General features: G+C 66.9%; 16 protein-coding genes and 1 tRNA gene. 11 read left to right on the top strand and 6 right to left on the bottom strand.

The features are described from left to right. Positions 1 to 16: 16 nt before the first annotated feature. Both PVW49_RS20555 and PVW49_RS20560 read right to left on the bottom strand, forming a co-directional pair. Positions 17 to 199 carry a hypothetical protein gene (locus PVW49_RS20555; RefSeq protein WP_048529165.1) on the bottom strand — a complete coding sequence of 61 codons (183 nt, stop codon included), beginning with the start codon at positions 197 to 199 and terminating at the stop codon, positions 17 to 19. A 73-nt stretch (positions 200 to 272) separates the two neighbouring features. Beyond that, the gene (locus tag PVW49_RS20560) at positions 273 to 893 is read right to left on the bottom strand and encodes a TIGR02466 family protein (RefSeq protein WP_074837505.1); all 621 of its coding nucleotides are present in this window, start codon (positions 891 to 893) and stop codon (positions 273 to 275) included. 247 nt (positions 894 to 1,140) lie between these two features. Here PVW49_RS20560 and kduI point away from each other — a divergent pair, with 247 nt between their 5' ends. Next, positions 1,141 to 1,962 carry a 5-dehydro-4-deoxy-D-glucuronate isomerase gene (gene kduI, locus PVW49_RS20565; RefSeq protein ID WP_274591437.1) on the top strand — a complete coding sequence of 274 codons (822 nt, stop codon included), beginning with the start codon at positions 1,141 to 1,143 and terminating at the stop codon, positions 1,960 to 1,962. Beyond that, positions 1,959 to 2,705 carry a 2-dehydro-3-deoxy-D-gluconate 5-dehydrogenase KduD gene (gene kduD / locus PVW49_RS20570; protein ID WP_274591438.1) on the top strand — a complete coding sequence of 249 codons (747 nt, stop codon included), beginning with the start codon at positions 1,959 to 1,961 and terminating at the stop codon, positions 2,703 to 2,705. Before kduI ends, kduD begins: the two co-directional genes overlap by 4 nt. Positions 2,706 to 2,708: 3 nt before the next feature. On the opposite strand, the gene PVW49_RS20575 is transcribed toward kduD, so the two are convergent. Together PVW49_RS20575 and PVW49_RS20580 are read right to left on the bottom strand one after the other, a co-directional pair. Beyond that, positions 2,709 to 4,025 carry an MFS transporter gene (locus tag PVW49_RS20575; RefSeq protein WP_274591439.1) on the bottom strand — a complete coding sequence of 439 codons (1,317 nt, stop codon included), beginning with the start codon at positions 4,023 to 4,025 and terminating at the stop codon, positions 2,709 to 2,711. A 299-nt stretch (positions 4,026 to 4,324) separates the two neighbouring features. Further along, positions 4,325 to 4,399: transfer RNA gene (locus PVW49_RS20580), tRNA-Thr, on the bottom strand. A gap of 108 nt (positions 4,400 to 4,507) precedes the next feature. Between PVW49_RS20580 and PVW49_RS20585 the strand changes: the two genes are divergently transcribed. The 5 genes from PVW49_RS20585 to PVW49_RS20605 all read left to right on the top strand — a co-directional run bounded on the left by PVW49_RS20585 (position 4,508) and on the right by PVW49_RS20605 (position 8,597). Continuing rightward, positions 4,508 to 4,681 carry a hypothetical protein gene (locus PVW49_RS20585; protein WP_170850568.1) on the top strand — a complete coding sequence of 58 codons (174 nt, stop codon included), beginning with the start codon at positions 4,508 to 4,510 and terminating at the stop codon, positions 4,679 to 4,681. A 4-nt stretch (positions 4,682 to 4,685) separates the two neighbouring features. Beyond that, positions 4,686 to 5,954 carry a UDP-N-acetylglucosamine 1-carboxyvinyltransferase gene (gene murA, locus PVW49_RS20590; RefSeq protein WP_048529171.1) on the top strand — a complete coding sequence of 423 codons (1,269 nt, stop codon included), beginning with the start codon at positions 4,686 to 4,688 and terminating at the stop codon, positions 5,952 to 5,954. Further along, positions 5,951 to 6,430: a DUF2948 family protein gene (locus PVW49_RS20595; RefSeq protein ID WP_048529173.1), complete on the top strand. Its 480-nt coding sequence runs from the start codon at positions 5,951 to 5,953 to the stop codon at positions 6,428 to 6,430. The genes murA and PVW49_RS20595 overlap by 4 nt, the downstream gene beginning before the upstream one ends. 102 nt (positions 6,431 to 6,532) lie before the next feature. Further along, on the top strand, positions 6,533 to 7,636 hold the full coding sequence (locus PVW49_RS20600; RefSeq protein ID WP_074837520.1) for a THUMP domain-containing class I SAM-dependent RNA methyltransferase: 1,104 nt from the start codon (positions 6,533 to 6,535) through the stop codon (positions 7,634 to 7,636). 22 nt (positions 7,637 to 7,658) lie between these two features. Continuing rightward, on the top strand, positions 7,659 to 8,597 hold the full coding sequence (locus PVW49_RS20605) for a 2-hydroxyacid dehydrogenase (RefSeq protein WP_274591440.1): 939 nt from the start codon (positions 7,659 to 7,661) through the stop codon (positions 8,595 to 8,597). A 33-nt stretch (positions 8,598 to 8,630) separates the two neighbouring features. On the opposite strand, the gene PVW49_RS20610 is transcribed toward PVW49_RS20605, so the two are convergent. Further along, positions 8,631 to 9,548 carry a sugar kinase gene (locus tag PVW49_RS20610; RefSeq protein ID WP_074837521.1) on the bottom strand — a complete coding sequence of 306 codons (918 nt, stop codon included), beginning with the start codon at positions 9,546 to 9,548 and terminating at the stop codon, positions 8,631 to 8,633. Positions 9,549 to 9,742: 194 nt separating this feature from the next. Beyond that, complete coding sequence (locus PVW49_RS20615) at positions 9,743 to 11,122, bottom strand: FAD-binding oxidoreductase (RefSeq protein WP_274591441.1); 1,380 nt, start codon at positions 11,120 to 11,122, stop codon at positions 9,743 to 9,745. 155 nt (positions 11,123 to 11,277) lie between these two features. On the opposite strand from PVW49_RS20615, the gene PVW49_RS20620 reads away from it, so the two are divergent. The 4 genes from PVW49_RS20620 to PVW49_RS20635 all read left to right on the top strand — a co-directional run bounded on the left by PVW49_RS20620 (position 11,278) and on the right by PVW49_RS20635 (position 15,863). Continuing rightward, positions 11,278 to 13,059, top strand: a complete 1,782-nt coding sequence (locus tag PVW49_RS20620; RefSeq protein WP_274591442.1) for an IlvD/Edd family dehydratase — start codon at positions 11,278 to 11,280, stop codon at positions 13,057 to 13,059. A 65-nt stretch (positions 13,060 to 13,124) separates the two neighbouring features. Next, positions 13,125 to 13,859, top strand: coding sequence for an SDR family oxidoreductase (locus tag PVW49_RS20625; protein ID WP_074837524.1), 735 nt, complete (start codon positions 13,125 to 13,127; stop codon positions 13,857 to 13,859). Between the two features lie 126 nt (positions 13,860 to 13,985). Further along, the gene (locus PVW49_RS20630; protein ID WP_274591443.1) at positions 13,986 to 14,825 is read left to right on the top strand and encodes a fumarylacetoacetate hydrolase family protein; all 840 of its coding nucleotides are present in this window, start codon (positions 13,986 to 13,988) and stop codon (positions 14,823 to 14,825) included. Between the two features lie 186 nt (positions 14,826 to 15,011). Further along, complete coding sequence (locus tag PVW49_RS20635; RefSeq protein ID WP_074837526.1) at positions 15,012 to 15,863, top strand: SMP-30/gluconolactonase/LRE family protein; 852 nt, start codon at positions 15,012 to 15,014, stop codon at positions 15,861 to 15,863. Positions 15,864 to 16,011 lie beyond the last annotated feature (148 nt).

Genomic DNA, 16,011 nt, shown 5'->3' on the forward strand with positions numbered 1-16,011 from the left:
CGGTGCCTACGGCCGTCTATTTCTGGCGCGGGCCGCGCATCCGGTGGATGGTTTCGCGCACGCGCGCCCAATCTCTGGCTTCGTCGGTCTTGCCGCTGGCCTCGCAGTCGCGCATTTTCTGCGACACTTCGAGGATGGCCTTGTCGCCATGGGCTGAAACAAGGCGGCTGGCGTAGTCGGTGACTTGAATGGCGTCCATGGTGGTGTCTCCCGCTGTTGCTCGGACTCACTCGGGGCGCCCACCATACCAGATTCCCGCGAAAATGCGACCGTCAGCTCCAGCTGTAATTGAAACTGATCGAGATCCTGTGGTTTTCCGAGGTGTTCATCGGCACTTCATGGCGCAGCCAGCTCTCCCAGAGCAAGACTTCGCCGACCGCGGGGGATTCGTATACAAATGTACGCAGTTCCTCGCGCGCCTGCTTGCGCCGCGGCGGGGCCGCCATCATCCGGGCCGAGCGCGGATCTTCGAGCTTGAGCGCCGAGGCGCCCTCGGGCATCGCCACATAGGTGGTTCCGGATATCACCGCATGCGGGTGCAGGTGCGATGAATGGAAGCCGCCTTCGGGCAGGATGTTGATCCAGAGATCCTCGAGCTTGAGCTGGCGTTCGTCGAGATTGAACTCCAGATCCTCGGCAAAGGCCGCGACATGGGCATCCAGCGCGCTGACCAGATCGGCAAAGATCGGAAAGCGCCAGGGCAGATCGCTGAGCGACGCATAAGAGGTGTAGCCCGGGTAATCATTGGCCTCGCACCAATCCTGGCCGGCCTCGTCATCCTCGGCAATCGAGAGACAGGAGGCTTCGAGTTGACCGGCGTCGATCCTGGGGCCCTGTTCGGCAAGGGCGGCGCGATAGAGGCGGGTGACAAAAAGAGAGCGAATATGAGCCATGCCGCCGATCTAGCGCGTGTGGCGCCGTTTGGCGAGGTGCATTCGGAGCCGCGCCGCCTGCCATGACCGGGGTTTGACAGAACTGGGAGTCTAGAATATTAGCTGGGTGTCGCGTTTGCAGGAGGGGCAGGCGCAGGGGTCGCAGATGGCGCGGCCCGGAGCGGTGCAGGCCAGCCCTGCGCGGCCCGCGACCGGAACTGCCGCCTTGCCTGGGACGCCCACACATACTGATGCCGAAAGGATTTCCATGACGTCCGCCGAAACCCGATATGCGGTTGATCCCGAGACCGCCAAGAGCTTTGACACCGCCAAGCTGCGCGAGCATTTCCACGTCGGCGGGCTGTTCGCGCCCGGCGAAATCAAGCTGGTTTATTCGCATTACGACCGGCTGATCCTCGGCTCGGTGGTGCCTGACGGCAGCGCCCTGACGCTCGACACTGTGCCCGAGACCGGGACGCCCTCGTTCCTCGACCGGCGCGAGATGGGAATCCTGAACCTGGCCGAAACCGGCGAGGTCGCGGTCGGCGGCGAGCGCTACCCCCTGGCGCGCGGCGAGGTGCTCTATATCGGTATGGGCGCCGGTGCGGTGACCTTTTCGGGCGGCCGGTTCTACGTGCTCTCGGCCCCGGCGCACCGCCGCTGTCCGACCAAGCTGATCCGGCTGGAAGACGCACGCCGTGTCGAGATGGGCGCGCGCGAGAGCGCCAACGAGCGGGTCATCATCCAGTTCCTGCACCCGGAGGTCTGCGACAGTTGCCAGCTCCTGATGGGCTATACCCAATTCGCCCCCGGCTCGGTCTGGAACACCATGCCGGCGCATACCCACGACCGGCGGATGGAGGCCTATCTATATTTCGACGTGCCCGAGGACGCGCGGGTGTTCCACTTTATGGGCCGGCCCGACGAAACCCGCCATATCGTCATGGCCAACGAGGAGGCGGTGATCTCGCCGCCCTGGTCGGTGCATTGCGGGGCGGGCACGGCGTCTTACACCTTTTGCTGGGCGATGGCGGGCGACAATGTCGATTTCACCGACATGGACATGGTGGCGATGGAGGAGCTGCGATGAGCGGCGCCTTCCAGCTCACCGGCAAGCGGGCGCTGGTGACCGGCGCCAACACCGGCATCGGCCAGGCGATTGCCCTGAGGCTGGCCGAGGCCGGCGCGCATGTGGTGGCCGCCGGCCGCCGCTCCTGCGACGAGACCGTGGCGCAGATCGAGGCGGCAGGCGGCAGCGGCACAGCGCTGCTGCTCGATCTCTCGGATCCGGCGGCGGGGGCGGCGCGGCTGGGCGAGGCGGGTCACCTGGATATCCTCGTCAACAATGCCGGCATCATCCGCCGGGCCGAGTCGCAGGATTATACCGAGACCGATTGGGATGACGTGATGGATGTGAACCTCAAGGCGGTCTTCCTGATGTGCCAGGCCTTCGGCAAGGCCGCCATCGCGCGCGGCACCGGCGGGCGGATCGTCAATATCGCCTCGCTGCTGAGCTTTCAGGGCGGCATCCGCGTGCCGGCCTATACCGCGTCCAAACATGGCGTGGCCGGGCTGACCAAGTTGCTGGCCAACGAATGGTCGGCGCACGATATCAACGTCAATGCCGTGGCGCCGGGCTATATCGCCACCAACAACACCGCAGCCCTGCGCGACGACCCCGAGCGTGCGGCCGAAATCCTCGGCCGCATCCCGGCGGGCCGCTGGGGCGATCCGGCCGATATCGCCGGGGCGGTGGCCTTCCTCTGCATGCCGGCGTCGAATTACGTCACCGGCGCCGTGCTCAACGTCGATGGCGGCTGGCTGGCCCGCTAGGCGTCAGCCCCGCTCCCAGCTGCGGTGATAGTCGTCGATGATATAGGTATGGGCATGGGTGCGCCTTCCGTCGAGGTGCGGATGATCGAGCGGCAGGTCGTCGTGGCGATGGGTCAACACCTGCGGGTCTTCGGCCGGCCAGAGTCTGCGTGCGGCGAGGAGGCCAAGCCCGGCCAGCAGGCTCAGGCTCACAAGCGTGGCCGGCGCGCCGGCACCGGTCATCAGGACGCCGGCCAGCGGATAGGTGACCAGCCAGCAGGCATGCGACAGCGCGAATTGCGCGGCAAAGACCGCCGGGCGGTCCTCGGGGTGGGCCGAGCGGCGCAAGAGCCGGCCCGAGGGGGTGAGCACCGCCGCATAGCCGATCCCGGCCAGCAGCCAGCCGGCGAGCAGCAGGCCCCATGACAATCCGGCCGAGAGCAGCACCGCCGCCAGCCCGACCAGCACCGAGGTAAGCAGGCCCGCCCCGGCGAGCATCACCGGCCGGTCCGACAGCCGGTCGAGCAGCGGCGGCAGGCCGAGCGCGGCCAGCATCGAGCCGGCGCCGAAGGCCGCCATCGTCCAGCCCAGCGCGCTGGCGCCCAACCCCAGATCGCCCCGCACCAGCACAACGGTGTTCACCAGAACCATCGCGCCCCCGGCGGCCGCCGCAAGGTTCAGCGCCAGCAGCCCGCGCAGCCGGGGGGTGGCGAGATAGATGCGCAGGCCACGGGTCATCCGGTCGTAAATGCCGCGCGGCGCGGCGGGTTTCGGACGCGGCAGCAGCACCGAGATCACCAGCGCGGCCGAGGCGACAAACCCCGCCACGGTGCCGAGAAACAGCGCATTGTAGGACATCACCGCCAGCAGCAGCCCGGCCAGCAGCGGGCTGACCAGGCTCTCGAGGTCATAGGCCAGCCGCGACAGCGACAGCGCGCGGGTATAGCGGTCTTCCTCGGGCAGGACGTCGGGAATCGTCGCCTGAAACAGCGGCGTAAAGGCCGCCGAGGCCGATTGCAGGGCGAAGATCAGCACATAGACCTGCCAGACTTCGGTGACGAAGGGCAGGGCCAGCGCTGCGCCGGCGCGCAGCAGATCGAGCGTCACTAGCAGCGCCCGGCGCGGCACCCGGTCGGCAAAGGCGCCGGCAATCGGCGCGACGCCGACATAGGCCACCATCTTGATGGTAAAGACCGTGCCCAGCACGAGCCCGGCGCGCTCTCCGGCCAGATCATAGGCCAGAAGCCCCAGCGCCACCGTGGCCAGCCCGGTGCCGAGCAGCGCCACGACCTGAGCCAGAAACAGGTGCCGGTAGCTGCGATCCGCGAGAATGGCCAGCATGATGCCCTCAGAGTTGCCGCGCGGCCCGGGGCGCGCGGCTTTGATTCATGCCATCGAGATACAGCGCGCCTATGGCGCCAGCGGCCGCATATTCGACCGCCGGGCGCTTCCGGGCAATCAGGAACGGCGGGCGTGCATGGCGGTGCGGGAACATGAGGCGAGGATATTCCTCGTGGGCGATTAGGCAAGCGGTTCGCGCCGGCGGCCTCTCCGGCGAAGTCGCAGGCCGGGCGAGGAAGCTTCTCTGCCGGGCACACGACGCGCAGCCCGGTGTTTTGTCGTCGTGGTCTTTGGAGAGATGGTGCTGCTGGAGAGAATTGAACTCTCGACCTCTCCCTTACCAAGGGAGTGCTCTACCTCTGAGCTACAGCAGCGCCGGGGGCCTGCGGCATCAGCCGCGGCGTGGCGGGTGATTAGACGCAAACGCGCAGCAGTGCAAGGGCAATCTGGACCCTTTTTTGCACTTGCGGTACCACAGCGCCATGACCCGTGATAGCGACACCGAAACACCCGGAAAAAAGCCCCGCGATGAAGGCCGCGATGCGCGGCTCAAGGCGGCATTGAAAGCGAACTTGGGGCGCAGGAAGGCGCAGGCCCGGGCCCGGGCGGCGCAGGACGACGCATCCGACGACCAGATCGAGCAAAAGGACGAATAGAGGCATGGATTCGATTATCGTGACGGGCAATGGCCCGCTGAGCGGGCAGATCCCGATTGCTGGCGCCAAGAACGCCTGCCTCACGCTGATGCCGGCGACGCTGTTGAGCGAAGAACCGCTCACCCTGACCAATGCGCCGCGGCTGTCCGACATCAAGACGATGACAACGCTGCTGCAATCGCTCGGCGCCGAGGTGTCGCAGCTTCAGGATGGCCAGGTGATCGCGATGTCGAGCCACGATCTCGACAATCATACCGCGCATTACGACATCGTGCGCAAGATGCGCGCCTCGAACCTCGTGCTCGGCCCGATGCTGGCGCGGCTGGGGCAGGCGGTGGTGTCGCTGCCCGGCGGTTGCGCGATCGGTGCGCGGCCGATGGATCTGCATATCTCCGCGCTGGAGGCGCTGGGCGCCGAGATCGAGCTCAAGGACGGTTACCTGCACGCCAAGGCGCCTGGCGGGCTCAAGGGCACAGTGCACGAGCTGCGCTTTGCGAGCGTCGGCGCCACCGAGAACACGGTCATGGCGGCGACGCTGGCCAAGGGCACCACGGTGCTGAAAAACGCCGCCCGCGAGCCCGAGATCGTCGATCTGGTGCGCTGCCTTCGCAAGATGGGCGCGCAGATCGAGGGCGAGGGCACTGCAACCATCACCATCGAGGGCGTCGACCGGCTGCATGGCGCCACCCACCCGGTGGTGACCGACCGGATCGAGCTTGGCACCTATATGATCGCCCCGGCTATCGCCGGCGGCGAGGTCGAGTGCCTCGGCGGCAAGCTGGAGCTGGTGCAGGCCTTTGCCGAAAAGCTCGACGCCGCCGGCATCTCGGTGGAAGAGACCGACACCGGCCTCAAGGTCGCCCGCCGCAATGGCCGGGTCCGGGCGGTGGACGTGAAAACCGAGGTCTTTCCGGGCTTTCCAACCGATCTTCAGGCGCAGATGATGGCCTTGATGTGCACCGCCGAAGGATCTGCGGTGCTTGACGAGACCATCTTTGAAAACAGGTTCATGCATGCTCCGGAGCTGACCCGCATGGGCGCCGACATCGAGGTGCATGGCGGTCAGGCCCGGGTGAACGGGGTCGAGCGGCTCAAGGGGGCGCCGGTGATGGCCACCGATCTGCGCGCCTCGGTGTCGCTGATCCTGGCCGGACTGGCCGCCGAGGGCGAAACCCGGGTCAGCCGGGTCTACCACCTGGATCGGGGCTATGAAAACGTGGTGAACAAGCTGAGCGCCGTCGGCGCCAGGATCGAGAGGGTCAAGGAGGCATGAGCCAGGACGCAACCTTCGAAGAGGGCCGCGAGGCGCCGCTCTACCTGGCGGCGCTCGATCCCGACGATCTGCAAATCCTCTCGGCGCTGGCGCAGGACGCGGTGTTTCCGATCACCGAAATGCGCTGGCAGCCCAGGGCCCGCCGCTTTGCCCTGCTGGCCAACCGCTTCCGCTGGGAAGACCTGACCGCCGCCGAACGCCGGCAGCGGACCCCGGAGCGGGTGCAATCGCTGCTGGTGATCGACAATGTTCTCAAGGTGGCGAGCCAGGGCATCGACCGCAGTGACAGCGATCTGATCCTTTCGCTTCTCGCCGTCAGCTTCACCCCCGGTGAGGACGGCACCGGCGAGGTGCTGCTGACGCTGGCCGGCGATGGCGCCGTCCGGCTCGAGGTCGAGGCGCTGGAGGTCACCCTCAAGGATGTTACGCGGCCCTATGCGGCGCCTTCGCGCAAGGTGCCCAAGCATCCGGAGTGATGCGCGCCTGCTTCAACCTGCCCGATCAACACCGGGGGTCCGGGGGCCACGCCCGCCAATGCCCCCACTCAATTCCCGCGCGCCAGCCCGGACGGAGCCGAAATGTCCGATAGTTTCGAGATTTTCCTCGCCTGTCCTCCGGGTCTGGAACCGCTGCTGCGTGACGAGGCCCGCGAGGCCGGGTTTGCCGCGCCGGTCTGCACCCCCGGCGGCGTCACCTTCCGCGGCGGCTGGCCCGAAGTCTGGCGCGCCAACCTCGTCCTGCGCGGCGCCAGCCGGGTGCTGGCCCGGATCGGCGAATTTCGCGCCCTGCATCTGGCGCAGCTCGACAAGCGCGCGCGCAAGATGGACTGGCGCGCGGTGTTGCGCGCCGATGTGCCGGTCAAGGTCGAGGCGACCTGCCGCAAATCGCGGATCTACCATGCCAAGGCCGCGACCCAGCGGGTCGAGGGCGCGCTGGAGGCGGCGGGCATTGCCCTCGGCGCCGAGGCCGAGCTGGTGCTTCGGGTGCGGATCGAGGACGATCTCTGCACCTTCAGCGTCGATACCTCCGGCGCGCTGCTGCACAAACGCGGGTTCAAGACCGGCACCGGCAAGGCGCCGATGCGCGAGACGCTGGCGGCGCTGTTCCTGCGCGGCGCGGGCTTTGATGGCAGTGCGCCGGTGGTCGATCCGATGTGCGGCTCGGGCACCTTCGTGATCGAGGCGGCGGAAATGGCCATGGGTCTCGCGCCCGGTCGTGGCCGCAGCTTTGCCTTCGAACGGCTCGCCAGTTTCGACGCCGACGCCTGGGCCGCGATGCGCGCGGCGGTCACGCCGCGCGAGACCCCGCTGATCTTTCACGGCTCCGACCGCAATGAAGGCGCGATCGCCAACGCCCGCGAAAACGCCGCGCGCGCCGGCGTCGATCAGATCGCCCGGTTCCGCCATCACGCGATCAGCGACCTGACCCCGCCCGACGGACCCAAGGGGTTGGTCATCGCCAATCCGCCGTATGGCGGCCGGATCGGCAACAAGAAGCTGCTCTACGGGCTGTACGGCAGCTTCGGGCAGGTGCTGAAACAGCGATTCGCCGGCTGGCATGTCGGCGTCGTGACCAGCGAGGCCGGCTTGGCGCGGGCCACCGGGCTCAAGCTCGAGCCCGGCCCGGTGGTCGATCACGGCGGCATTCGCGTGCGGCTTTATCAGGGCCGGATTGCCGGCTGACAATTTGTTAGGAGAAAGTGTTGTGACGAAAGTTCTGGCCATCGGGGCCTATACCGAAGAGGAAGGCGCGGCGCTGGCGGCGGCGTTCGAGTGTCACCCGTTGGCCGATGAGCGCGAGATCGCCAACCTGCCGCACCCGCTGCGCGCGGAGATTACCGGTGTCGCCTACAAGGGCCATCAGGGATTCGGCGCCGCAGAGATGGCGCATCTGCCGAACCTGCGGCTCGTGGCGAATTACGGTGTGGGCTACGATTCGATCGACATCGAGGCTGCCAGCGCACGCGGCATCACGGTGACCAATACGCCGGATGTGCTCAATGACGATGTGGCCGATCTGGCCATCGCGCTCTGGCTGATGCAGGGGCGCGAGATGGAGCAGGCCTCGGCCTGGGCGCGGTCCGGGCGGTGGGCGCAGGAGGGCGAGTACCGCCGCAACCGCAAGCTCAGCGGTGCCCGCGTCGGCATCGTCGGCCTCGGCCGCATCGGGCGCGAGATCGCCGACCGGCTTGCTGCCTTCAAATGCGAGCTGCATTACCACGCGCGGTCGGAAAAGGAGACGCCGGGCTGGCGCTATCACGCCGATCCGGTGGCGCTGGCAGAGGCGGTGGATGTCCTTTTCATCGCGCTGGTCGGCGGGCCGGCGACCGAGGGGTATGTCTCGAAAGAGGTGATCGCGGCACTCGGGCCACGCGGCGTGATCATCAACATCTCGCGCGGCTCGACGATCGACGAGGCGGCGATGCTCGACGCGCTCGAGGCCGGAGAGCTGGCCGGAGCGGGGCTCGACGTGTTCCTGAACGAGCCGCAGATCGATCCGCGGTTCTACGCCCTGCCCAATGTGGTGATCCAGCCGCATCAGGGCTCCGGCTCGGTGGAAACCCGCGCCGCCATGGCCCGGCTTCAGCGCGACAACCTGGCGGCGCATCTTTCCGGCGCCGCTCTTCTGACGCCGGTGAACTGAGCAGCCCGGCGGCGTCGTCGCCGCCGGGGCCCGTCAGGCAAAGCGGCCGTTTTCGAAGATCTCCGGCACCAGTGCGCCGGGCGCCTGGATCACCTCGGCCGCCAGCGCCATGGCGCGGGTGGCGGCCGCTTCCAGATCATGCCCGGTGGCCAGCGAGGCCAGCAGGCCGGCGGCAAAGCTGTCGCCGGCGGCGGTGGTGTCGACCGGGGTGACCTTTTGCGGTTGCAGCGTGGCGCTGCCGCTGTCCTTGGTCCAGACCGTCAGCGGCCCGCCGCCATCCTTGACCGCGATCAGCTTTGCGCCGCCGTCGCGGTAGCGCCGGATCGTGTCTTCCGGCGTGGCATCGCCAAACAGCGCGGTTTCCTCGTCGAACGAGGGCAGCACCACATCGGCCACCGAGGCGCCGAGCGTGAGCCCGGCGCGCATCGCCTCTTCGCTGCCCCAGAGCTTGGGCCGCAGGTTGGTGTCGAAAGCCACCTGCGCGCCGCCGTCGCGGGCACGGCTCAGCACGTCACAGAAGGTCTGGCGTTGTTCGGGCGGCAGGATCGCTAGGGTGATGCCGGAAAAATGGATGATGTCGCGGCCGCTGGTGATTTCTTCCAGCCACTCCGGGTCTTCGGCCATCGCCCGGGCGGCGGATTGCCCGCGCCAGTAGGAAAAGCTGCGCTCGCCGTCCTGGAGCGAGATCATGTAGAGCCCGACGGTGCGATCCGCGAGCCGGCGCATGGCGCTGGTGTCGATGCCGTGGCTTTCCATATAGGCGGCCATCTCTTCGGAGATCGCGTCATTGCCGATGCAGGAGCCATAGCCCACGGTCCAGCTCTCGGGCAGCAATCTGCGGGCGTACCATGCGGTGTTGAAGGTGTCGCCGGCAAAGCCCCGGCGGCATTTTCCATTCTCGACCGGGCCGATCTCGACCATGCATTCTCCGAGCGCGAGGAAATCGGGCATCAGCGCAGCCCTCCCTGTGCCGCATGGGCGCGGGGCAAGGCGGTCTGAGCTGCGCGTGGCGCGAGAGCTGGGGTGGTCACGGTATCGTCCTCATGTTGTGTGGCCCGGGGCCGGCCGGAACGTGGCCGGCGGCGAGCTGGTATGTTAATATGCGCTGGGCGGCGAAAGGTACAGAACCCAGGCAGTGCCGCGGGTCAGGCCTCCTCGGGCGGCAGCAGCTTGCCGGGGTTGAGGATGCCGCGCGGATCATAGGCCTGTTTCAGCGCCCGCATGTAACCCAGCGCCGCGCCGTGCTCGCGCGTCATATAGGCCTGTTTGCCGATGCCGATGCCATGTTCGCCCGACACCGTGCCGCCCAGCGACAGGGCCAGGTCATTGAGCTCGTTGACGAAGCCCTTGACCGTTTTCAGCTCGTCGGCGTCTTCCGGAGCGACCCGCACGCCGCAGTGAAAGTTGCCGTCGCCGACATGGCCGACGATGGTGCAGGTCAGGCCCAGATCGCGGGATTTGCGCTGCGCGGCGGTCACCGCCTCGGCGAGTTTCGAGATCGGGACACAGACATCGGTGGCCAGCGTCCGCTTGCCCGGCTCGAGCGCGGAATTGGCGTAATGCGCGCCGTGGCGCAGGGCCCAGAGCCGGGATCGGTCCTCGGGCCTGTCGGCCTTGGCAAAGCCGGTTGCGCCGAAATCCTCGGCGATTTCGGCGAAGGTCGCCGCCTGTTCGGCAACGCCGGCCGGGGTGCCGTGAAATTCGAGGAAGAGATGCGGCTTTTCCGGCAGGCCGGCATCGCCCGACAGGTTGAAGCCGCGCACCATCATCTCGTCCACCAGCTCGATCCGTGCCATCGGCAGGCCGGACTGGATGGTCAGGATCACGCAGTTGACTGCATCCTCGACGCTTTCGAATCGGCAGGTGGCGGCGCTGATCGCTTCGGGCTGGCCATAAAGCCGCAGGGTGACCTCGGTGATCACGCCCAACGTGCCTTCGGATCCGACAATGAGATGGGTCAGGTCATAGCCGGTCGCGGATTTGCGTGCCTGGCTGCCGGTGCGGATGACGGTGCCGTCGGCCATCACCACCTCGAGCGCCAGCACCGCCTCGCGCATGGTACCGTATCGCACCGCCATGGTGCCGCTGGCGCGGGTCGCGGCCATGCCGCCGATCGAGGCATTGGCGCCGGGATCGATTGGAAAGAACAGCCCGGTGGCGCGCAGTTCGGTGTTGAGCGCCTCGCGGGTCAGGCCGGGCTGGACGGTGCAGTTGAGATCCTCGGCATTGACCGCCAGCACCCGGGTCATTCGGCCCATGTCGAGACTGACGCCGCCCGCAATCGGCAGATGCTGGCCCTCGAGCGAGGAGGCGGCGGCAAAGGGCGTGACCGGGCAACGCGCCTCGTGGCAGATCGCCAGAATGCGCGAGACTTCCTCGGTGGTCTCGGGATAGGCCACGGCATCCGGCAGCGCGCGCGCGAAATAGGCCTCGTTCTGCGCATGCAGCTCGCGGTGGCTGTCGGAGGTGGCGAGCCTGTCGCCCAGCAGCGCGCGCAGCGCCTCGATTGCAGCCTCATGTGCCATGCGATCTCTCCCTTGCCCGGCCTGATGTCTGGCTCCTGTCGTATCGCGCTTTTGGGAGCGGTACCATGGGGGCCGGGGCCTCGGTGATTGCCCTCGGGTCCGCGCTGTGCCATTCCAACGCTGACCCAGAGGCGGGACAACAGCCGGAGACAGCCATGAGTGACACGCGTGCCAACAAGCAATTCCGGTCGCAGGAGTGGTTCGACAACCCCAACAACCCGGGCATGACCGCACTCTACCTCGAGCGCTATCAGAACCAGGAATACACCCGCGAAGAGCTTCAGGGCGGCAAGCCGGTGATCGGCATCGCCAACACCGGCAGCGATCTGGCCCCCTGCAACAAGATCCACGTCTTTCTGATGGACCGGATCAAGGCCGGCATCCGCGCCGCCGGCGGCATTCCGATGGAATTTCCGGTGCATCCGATTCAGGAGACCGGCAAGCGGCCCACCGCCGCGCTGGACCGCAACCTCGCCTACCTGAGCCTTGTCGAGGTGCTGCACGGCTATCCGATTGACGGCGTGGTGCTGACCACCGGCTGCGACAAGACCACACCCGCCATGCTGATGGGCGCGGCGACGGTGGATCTGCCGGCAATCGCGCTCAACGGTGGGCCGATGCTGGATGGCTGGTGGAAGGGCGAGCGGGCCGGATCGGGCACCATCGTCTGGGAGAGCCGCCGTCTGCTGGCGGAAGGCAAGATCGATTACGAGGAGTTCATGAGCCGGGTCTGTTCCTCGGCGCCGTCGCTCGGGCATTGCAACACCATGGGCACCGCCTCGACCATGAACGCCATGGCCGAGGCGCTGGGCATGACCCTGACCGGCAGTTCCGCCATCCCCGCGCCGTTCCGCGAGCGCATGGCGATGGCCTATGAGACCGGCAAGCACATCGTTCGGATGACCTATGACGATCTGAAACCCTCCGACATCCTGAGCCGCGCGGCCTTTGAGAACGCCATCATCGTCAATGGCGCCATCGGTGGCAGCACCAATGCGCCGCCGCATCTTCAGGCGATTGCCCGTCATGCCGAGGTGGCGCTGGATGTGACCGATTGGGAAACCATCGGCTTTGACGTGCCGCTGCTGGTCAACATGCAGCCCGCCGGCGAATACCTGGGCGAGAGCTTTTTCCGCGCCGGCGGGGTGCCGGCGGTCATGGGCGAGCTGCTCAAGGCCGGAAAGCTGCACGAGGCCGCGATGACGGCGACCGGCAACACCATGGGCGTCAATCTCGCCGGGGTGGAAAGCGTCGATACGGATGTGATCCGTCCGTATGACCGGCCGCTGCGCGAGCAGGCCGGGTTCAAGGTGCTGTCGGGCAATCTGTTTGACTCGGCGCTGATGAAGACCAGCGTGATTTCCGAGGATTTCCGCCAGCGCTTCCTGTCCGAGCCCGGCCAGGAAGGCATCTACGAGGCGCGCGCCGTGGTCTTTGAAGGCCCCGAGGATTATCACGACCGGATCAACGATGCCGGGCTCGAGATCGACGAGCGCAGCATTCTCTTTGTCCGCAATGTCGGCTGTGTCGGTTACCCCGGTTCGGCCGAGGTGGTGAACATGCAGCCGCCCGATGCGCTCTTGAAACAGGGGATCAACCATCTGCCCACCGTCGGCGACGGCCGGCAATCGGGCACATCCGAAAGCCCCTCGATCCTCAATGCCTCGCCCGAGGCCGTGGTGGGCGGCGGGCTGGCGCTCTTGCAGACCGGCGACCGGGTGCGGCTCGATCTCAATGCCTCGCGGATGGACGCGCTGGTTGACGAAGCCGAGTGGCAGGCGCGGCGCGACGCCTGGGAGGCGCCGGAGATCCGCAGCCAGACACCGTGGCAGGAAATCTATCGCCGGCACGTCGGGCAATTGGCCGAGGGCGGCTGTCTGGAGCTGGCGACGGCCTATCAGCGGATCAGGAAAGACCTGCCGCGCGACAATCACTGACGGTTCGGCCAGCCCGGCCGAGTGGGCTTGACGACTTCGGTCGCGCCGCAGGGGAGGGAGAGACCATGAAGAGCATCATCATCACCGGCGGGGGCGCCGGCATTGGCAAGGCCTGCGCCGAAACGTTCGCCGAGGCGGGCTGGCGGGTCGCGGTGATCGGGCGCCGGCCGGAGCCGCTGGAGGCGCTGGCCGACCGATACGACGGGGTGCTGGCGCTGCCCTGCGACGTGACCGACGAGGTGGCGGTCGACGCGGCTTTTGACGCCGCGCAGGAGGCCTGGGGCCAGATCGACGTGTTGTTCAACAACGCCGGTGTTTCGGCGCTGGGGGCCACTATCGACGCCGTCCCGGTTGCCGACTGGCGACGCTGCATCGACATCAATGTCACGGGCAGCTTCATCTGCGCCCGCGCCGCCTTTGCCCGGATGAAGGCGCAGGATCCGCAGGGCGGCCGGATCATCAACAACGGTTCGGTTTCGGCATATGTGCCGCGCTGGGGCTCGGCACCCTATACTGCCTCGAAACATGCGATCACCGGGCTGACGCGGTCGATCTCGCTGGACGGGCGGCCCTACAACATCGCCTGCGGCCAGATCGACGTCGGCAATGCGCTGACCGAGATGGCCGAAAAGATGACGCGGGGCGTGCCCCAGGCCGATGGCGAAATCGCGGTGGAGCCGGTGATGGACGTGGCGCATGTGGCGGAGTCGGTGCTGCACATGGCCGGGCTGCCGCTGGCGGCGAATGTGCAATTCATGACGGTGATGGCCAGCGGCATGCCTTATATCGGACGGGGCTGAGGCGCGGCCCCTCCGTCGCAAGACATATGTGACCCGAAGACAAAGCTCCGGCCGGCCCGCGATTGGCGATGGCGGTGCGGGCGCCGGGGCAAAAGACCCATTTTCAGGCAAGAAGGATGATGTGAGATGAAACTCCTGCGATACGGCGAGATCGGCGCCGAAAAGACCGGTATGCTCGACGCCAAGGGCAATGTCCGCGATCTGAGCGCGCATCTGCCCGATCTGTCGGGCGCGGCGCTGGCCACCCTGGACGAGCTGCGCGGGATCGACCCGGCGCAGCTGCCGCTGGTCGCCGCGCCGGGGCGGATCGGCGCCTGCCTGTCGTCGGTGCCGAACTTCTTTTGCGTCGGGCTGAACTATGCGCTGCACGCCAAGGAATCCGGTCTCGACGCGCCCAGCGAACCGGTTCTGTTTTCCAAGGCGACCTCGGCCCTGTCCGGTCCCTTCGACCCGGTGATCATCCCGCGCGGCTCGGAAAAGACCGATTGGGAGGTCGAACTGGGCGTCGTGATCGGCCGCGAGGCGCATTATGTCTCGGAGGAAACGGCGCTGGAGCATGTCGCGGGCTATTGTACCGTCAATGACGTGTCCGAGCGGGCCTATCAGATCGAACGGCTGGGTCAGTGGATCAAGGGCAAGTCGGCACCGAGCTTTGCCCCGATCGGCCCCTGGCTGGTGACCGCCGACGAAGTGCCCGATCCGCAGGCGCTGGATGTGAGCCTGGCGCTCAATGGCGAGACGGTGCAATCCTCGAACACCTCCGACATGATCTTTTCGGTGCGCGAGATCGTGTCTTACATGAGCCAGTTCATGAAGCTTCAGCCCGGCGACATCATTGCCACCGGCACCCCGGCCGGCGTCGGCATGGGGATGTCGCCGCAACGCTTCCTGCGGCCCGGCGACGTCATGGAGGTGACGGTCGCGGGGCTTGGCAGCCAGCGGCAAGAGGCGGTGGCCGCAGAATAACGGAAGGGGGCGCTCATCGGGCGCCCCTTTTTTATGATCGGGGCGGGCCGCGCCGCCGGCCCCGATCTTTGCTTGACGCATGGGCATGGCGGATGGGATCAAATCGCCAGACCCGACAGGCCTCCAGGCGGCGCGCAGTGTGATGGACCTGCGCGTCTTGTCTCTGCCAGCAAGAAAGACCCTGACATGACCACAGACATATATGACGCCCGCGCCTGCCAGCTTGGAGAGGGGCCGCTCTGGCACCCCGAGCGGCAGCAGCTCTTCTGGTTCGACATCCTCGGCAAGCGGCTGATGAGCCGCGATGGCGACACCGCCCTGGCCTGGGAGTTCGATGAATATGTCTCGGCTGCCGGCTGGATCGACCGCGACACCCTGATGATCGCCTCGCAGAGCGCGCTGCTGCGCTTCGACATCCCCAGCGGCGATCATGAGGTGATCCTGCCGCTCGAGGCCGACAACGGGTTGACCCGGTCGAACGACGGACGCGCCGACCCGGCCGGCGGTTTCTGGATCGGCACCATGGGGATTGAGGCCGAACCCGGGGCAGGGGCGATCTATCGCTACTACCGGGGCGCGCTCGAGGTGCTCTTTCCCGAAATCAGCATTTCCAATTCGATCTGTTTCGCCCCCGACGGGCGTCATGCCTATTATGCCGACACCCCGACCCGCCAGATCATGGTACAGGCGCTCGACCGCGAGGGATGGCCTGCGGGCAAGCCCGAAGTCTTTGTCGACCTGCGCGATGAAGGGCTCAACCCCGACGGGTCGGTTGTCGACAGCGCCGGCGGCCTCTGGAATGCGCAATGGGGCGCGGGCCGGGTGGCGTGCTACGATTCCGACGGCAGATTCGACCGGGCGATCGCGATTTCCGGCCGTCAGACCACCTGTCCGGCCTTTGGTGGCGCGAATCTCGAGAAAATGTTCGTCACAAGTGCCGCTGAGGGCCTCTCCAGTCCGGAGGATCACCAGGGAACCACCTTCGAAACCCGGCCCGGAATCGCCGGACAGGCTGAATCGCGGGTGATTTTGGGGTGAATCGCGGGGGGCGAGTCGGGTTTTCCGGTGAAATCCGGGGAATCCGGCGGCCCGGACCGCCAAGGAAAGCGCTGTCCGGCAAAAATCTTGCCGATTTTTGTAACAGTAACCTTATGATTTTGTGTCATTTTTTGTATATGTGTTAGAA

Origin of the sequence: Marinovum sp. PR37 (assembly GCF_028807375.1) — a bacterium.
GTDB lineage: Bacteria > Pseudomonadota > Alphaproteobacteria > Rhodobacterales > Rhodobacteraceae > Marinovum > Marinovum algicola.

Coding starts and splice junctions, on each gene's coding strand:
- PVW49_RS20555 (WP_048529165.1), bottom strand. CDS start 199: ATGGACGCCATTCAAGTCACCGACTACGCCAGCCGCCTTGTTTCAGCC.
- PVW49_RS20560 (WP_074837505.1), bottom strand. CDS start 893: ATGGCTCATATTCGCTCTCTTTTTGTCACCCGCCTCTATCGCGCCGCC.
- kduI (WP_274591437.1), top strand. CDS start 1,141: ATGACGTCCGCCGAAACCCGATATGCGGTTGATCCCGAGACCGCCAAG.
- kduD (WP_274591438.1), top strand. CDS start 1,959: ATGAGCGGCGCCTTCCAGCTCACCGGCAAGCGGGCGCTGGTGACCGGC.
- PVW49_RS20575 (WP_274591439.1), bottom strand. CDS start 4,025: ATGCTGGCCATTCTCGCGGATCGCAGCTACCGGCACCTGTTTCTGGCT.
- PVW49_RS20585 (WP_170850568.1), top strand. CDS start 4,508: ATGACCCGTGATAGCGACACCGAAACACCCGGAAAAAAGCCCCGCGAT.
- murA (WP_048529171.1), top strand. CDS start 4,686: ATGGATTCGATTATCGTGACGGGCAATGGCCCGCTGAGCGGGCAGATC.
- PVW49_RS20595 (WP_048529173.1), top strand. CDS start 5,951: ATGAGCCAGGACGCAACCTTCGAAGAGGGCCGCGAGGCGCCGCTCTAC.
- PVW49_RS20600 (WP_074837520.1), top strand. CDS start 6,533: ATGTCCGATAGTTTCGAGATTTTCCTCGCCTGTCCTCCGGGTCTGGAA.
- PVW49_RS20610 (WP_074837521.1), bottom strand. CDS start 9,548: ATGCCCGATTTCCTCGCGCTCGGAGAATGCATGGTCGAGATCGGCCCG.
- PVW49_RS20615 (WP_274591441.1), bottom strand. CDS start 11,122: ATGGCACATGAGGCTGCAATCGAGGCGCTGCGCGCGCTGCTGGGCGAC.
- PVW49_RS20620 (WP_274591442.1), top strand. CDS start 11,278: ATGAGTGACACGCGTGCCAACAAGCAATTCCGGTCGCAGGAGTGGTTC.
- PVW49_RS20625 (WP_074837524.1), top strand. CDS start 13,125: ATGAAGAGCATCATCATCACCGGCGGGGGCGCCGGCATTGGCAAGGCC.
- PVW49_RS20630 (WP_274591443.1), top strand. CDS start 13,986: ATGAAACTCCTGCGATACGGCGAGATCGGCGCCGAAAAGACCGGTATG.
- PVW49_RS20635 (WP_074837526.1), top strand. CDS start 15,012: ATGACCACAGACATATATGACGCCCGCGCCTGCCAGCTTGGAGAGGGG.